Annotated in this window: 3 protein-coding genes; all 3 read right to left on the bottom strand. The window is 71.2% G+C overall.

What is annotated here, in order from left to right; translation table 11 throughout:
* Positions 1-281: 281 nt before the first annotated feature.
* Genes ACLML9_RS28160 through ACLML9_RS28150 form a run of 3 tightly spaced genes read right to left on the bottom strand, consistent with a single transcriptional unit; the run spans position 282 to position 3,009 of the window.
* Positions 282-1,304 carry a hypothetical protein gene (locus tag ACLML9_RS28160; protein WP_411948337.1) on the bottom strand — a complete coding sequence of 341 codons (1,023 nt, stop codon included), beginning with the start codon at positions 1,302-1,304 and terminating at the stop codon, positions 282-284.
* Entirely contained in the window at positions 1,301-1,813 is a 513-nt protein-coding gene (locus ACLML9_RS28155) for an ImmA/IrrE family metallo-endopeptidase (RefSeq protein ID WP_411948338.1), read from the bottom strand. The genes ACLML9_RS28160 and ACLML9_RS28155 overlap by 4 nt, the downstream gene beginning before the upstream one ends.
* A gap of 5 nt (positions 1,814-1,818) precedes the next feature.
* Positions 1,819-3,009 carry a hypothetical protein gene (locus ACLML9_RS28150; protein WP_411948336.1) on the bottom strand — a complete coding sequence of 397 codons (1,191 nt, stop codon included), beginning with the start codon at positions 3,007-3,009 and terminating at the stop codon, positions 1,819-1,821.
* Positions 3,010-3,404 lie beyond the last annotated feature (395 nt).

Genomic DNA, 3,404 nt, shown 5'->3' with positions numbered 1-3,404 from the left:
GCTCCCTTCTTCCTTCGGTCCTTTGCCCGCGCCCTCAACCACCCCCCCCCCCCCGGGGGCGGGGCCCCCCACCCCCCCGGCGCCCCCCCCCCCCCCACGCCTGTGCCCCGGAAATCCCCGCAGGATGTTCCCATAGGCGGGAAAAATTACTTCGGTGAAGCTCACGATGTGTCCGAAGTTCTGCCGCACGCAAGAATGCAGACCGACCGATCGGCACGATTACTGGGGTTCGCCAGGGATAATCACAGTGACGTAACGGGCGTACCGCATACCTCGGGCAACTACGTAACCGTGACCGTCGTTCGCTCGGTCGGTTCCGGCTGCGCTTCGAAGGCCGCGGCGATCGCCTGCACCCATCCGCGTGGGCTGATGCCCTCCGGCGGTGCGATCCAGCGGGAGTCCACCACGGCCCGGCCCAGCGGATTCCTGGCCCACTGCGCCACCCGTTCCGCACGGGCGGACACCGCGGCGGGAGGCTCCCCGGCAGCCGCGATCTCGACACCGCCCCCCGACTGCAGATACAGCGCATCCATGATCTGCGCGACCCGATCCGACGCCTTGAGCTGGGTCGATGTCCCGGTCTCCTCCTGAACGACCTCTGGAAAGCGTTCGACCAGGACTTTGTGCAACGTCTGCACCCGGCGCAACAGCAACCGTCCCCGCACCCACATCTCCACCACGATCCACACCGCGCCGAAGGCGATGAGCAATGCGGCCAGTTGCCAGAGCGGCCAGGCCCAGGCCGGCTCGCCCGGCCCGGAACGGATAGCTCCGGTGAGCCCCCGCTGCACCTGCCCGACGGCCAGCACGACCACCAGCGCGGTCCCCGTCACGTAGACGGCGATACCCCGGCCGAGCGCGGTCCAGCTCAGGTTACGTAGACCGGTCACCACGATGAAGGCACCGGCCGCCGCGGTGACCACCCAACCCGCGGTGAACGATGCGCTGAGGGTGCCGGCGACGGCGAAGAGCCCGGTTCCGTATATGCCCCCGGCGATCTGGCGCAGATTACGGCGCGAAACCACAGGCCAGGCCGCCGAGGCGACCACCGAGGTCGCGGCAGCGAAGAGCAGCCAGGCGGAGACCACCAGCCCCTCCGACAGCCGGCCCGCCGGCAATCCGCCGGGCAGTAAGTTGTCGACGGCCAATGCCACATCCGGCACCGCGGCGGTACAGGCCAGCGCGACCGCCGAAACGGCCATAACTATCGCCACCCGCGCGGTGGTCGCGGGTTTGACGAGTACCCGCCCCACCCGCGCGCCCGCGGCGACCCAGACGATCAGGGCGGTCAACCAGAACGTCATCCCAGAGCCTCATCGAATCGAAGGACCGAGACGCCCGCGCCCCGGCTGTTGAACACGCGCAGCCGCGTCATCAGCATGGCGGCGAAAGTTTCGGCCTCCCATTCGGACTGATCGTCCTCGCCGTCCTCGACTGCGGTCTGATGGGCGCGCTGACTCAGCATGTAGGCGATGAGCTCGTCGCTCACCTCCAGTGTCACCTCGGGGGCCGGGGCACCCTCGTGATCGAAGACGATATGCCCCAGCTCGTGGGCCAGCGTATGGTCCCGGCTCGGCAGCGCACTGGCGAGCACGATGATGTCCTTGGTCGGGTAGTAGCGACGCTGGCCGCAGACCCCGGGACCGAGGTCGGCGTCGGCGATTTCGATCGGGCGGCCCCGCTCGGCGGCCACCGCGTCCACCACTTCATCGAGTGTGGTGGCGTCGGCATCGGCGGCGATCGCGCACACCGCGTCGACCGCGGCGGCGACCCGCCGATAGGCCCGGGCGCTCTGTGTCCGGCTCTGCGTCATCGCGATCACGCACCCGCTCCGAAGAATTCGGCCCGCGCGGCGTCGACCCGCGCCTGTGCCTGTGCGGCGCTGTGATAGCTCATCACGGCCGAACCGCCGCCGGCGATGGCCAAGGCGATCAGCCCGCCGATCACCGACAGGACCTTGGGTTCGGGCAGCAGGCCCTCGGCGTTCGTCGGGCGCACCGCATGATTCGGTGACGCGGCGGCGACCGACGGCGCGGATCCACCGGGAGCGGGCGCAGCGGGGACGGCCGACGGCGCGACCGCGGGCACCGGAACGGCCACACCGATTACCGGAGCACCGGCACCCGCACCGCCGCCGGGCGCCGGTAATGCCAGTGGCGGCCCGACCGGGGGCGGGGGCGCCGGAACCGGGGGCACCGGCAGCAGCAGGAGCAGCAGCGGGGCCGCGGAACCCACACCGGCCGAACCCAGCGCGGCGGAGCCGGTCGCCGCCGAACCGGCGGCAGCGGACCCTGTAGCCGCGGAACCCACCGCAGCCGAACCCACACCGGCCGAACCGGTGCCGAGCACTCCGACTCCCGCCGAACCCAGCGCGGCGGAGCCCGTACCCAGTACCCCGGCTCCGGCCGAACCCACTGCGGCCGAACCGGTACCGAGCGCTGCCGAACCGGTGCCCAGTGCGGCGGAACCGGTCGCGCCCACCCCGAGACCGGCCGAACCCACTGCGGCGGAACCTGTTCCGAGGACTGCCGATCCGGTACCGAGTGCGGCGGAGCCGGTGGCCCCCAGGGGCGCCGCGGCGGCCGAGCCGACGGCGGCCGAACCGGTGGCCAGGATGGTACCCAGAGCGGTGCCCAAGCCCGCCGGGCCCAGAGGTTCGGCAACCTGCGCAGGATCCGGTCGCGGAGCAGCGTCCGGCGCCGGCTCGGCGGCGTCGACCGCTTCCGGCTCCTGGACCCGGCCGGGGATGCCCAGGGGCTGCCACTGCGCGATGTCACCGGAATCCGCACCGCTGCTACCGGTACCGGGATCCGGCGCCGGCGCACTGCTACCCGTTCCCAGACCGGTGGGTGCGCCCGATTCGGGCGAAGCTCGCTCTCCGGTCGCATCCCCCGACTCCGGTTCGCTGCCCGGTATGGCGAGCGGGCCGCCGCCCGCGGGAGGTTGCGCCCCCGGGAGAGGCGGGGTGAGGCCGTCGCCGCCACTGCCGGAGAGGCCTTGTTCGGTCATCGGCCCCCGGCCCGGATTCGCTTGAGCGAGTGCCGGCCCCCCGACCAGCCCCAGGCATCCGGCCGCTCCGGCTACTGCAAGCAATCGCTTGATGCGCCCCACGGCCATGCGCCACTCAACCCCTCGATCGATAGTGCGGATTCGCCCGGCGATGACACCTTCCGGGTAGAACGAACAGATGGTTGCCCATGGTAAACCAGCACCCTCACCGGTGCATAACGAAGTGGCGACACCGAGCGACGAGTCCCGGCTATCCGCTGCTCGGGCGCCAGTACACAGCGGATAGCGCCCCGGAGAGCATGGAATAGATCACAACCACCCGGTGCGGGGTCCAGTAGCTGGACAGCCGGATATTCCTACGGAGACGGGCCCGTCCCGTCGTCGGCCGACGACGG

Origin of the sequence: Nocardia sp. NPDC002869 (assembly GCF_046764065.1) — a bacterium.
Classification (GTDB): domain Bacteria; phylum Actinomycetota; class Actinomycetes; order Mycobacteriales; family Mycobacteriaceae; genus Nocardia; species Nocardia rhamnosiphila.
This window is presented reverse-complemented; position numbering and strand designations above follow the sequence as displayed.

Coding starts and splice junctions, on each gene's coding strand:
- ACLML9_RS28160 (WP_411948337.1), bottom strand. CDS start 1,304: ATGACGTTCTGGTTGACCGCCCTGATCGTCTGGGTCGCCGCGGGCGCG.
- ACLML9_RS28155 (WP_411948338.1), bottom strand. CDS start 1,813: ATGACGCAGAGCCGGACACAGAGCGCCCGGGCCTATCGGCGGGTCGCC.
- ACLML9_RS28150 (WP_411948336.1), bottom strand. CDS start 3,009: ATGACCGAACAAGGCCTCTCCGGCAGTGGCGGCGACGGCCTCACCCCG.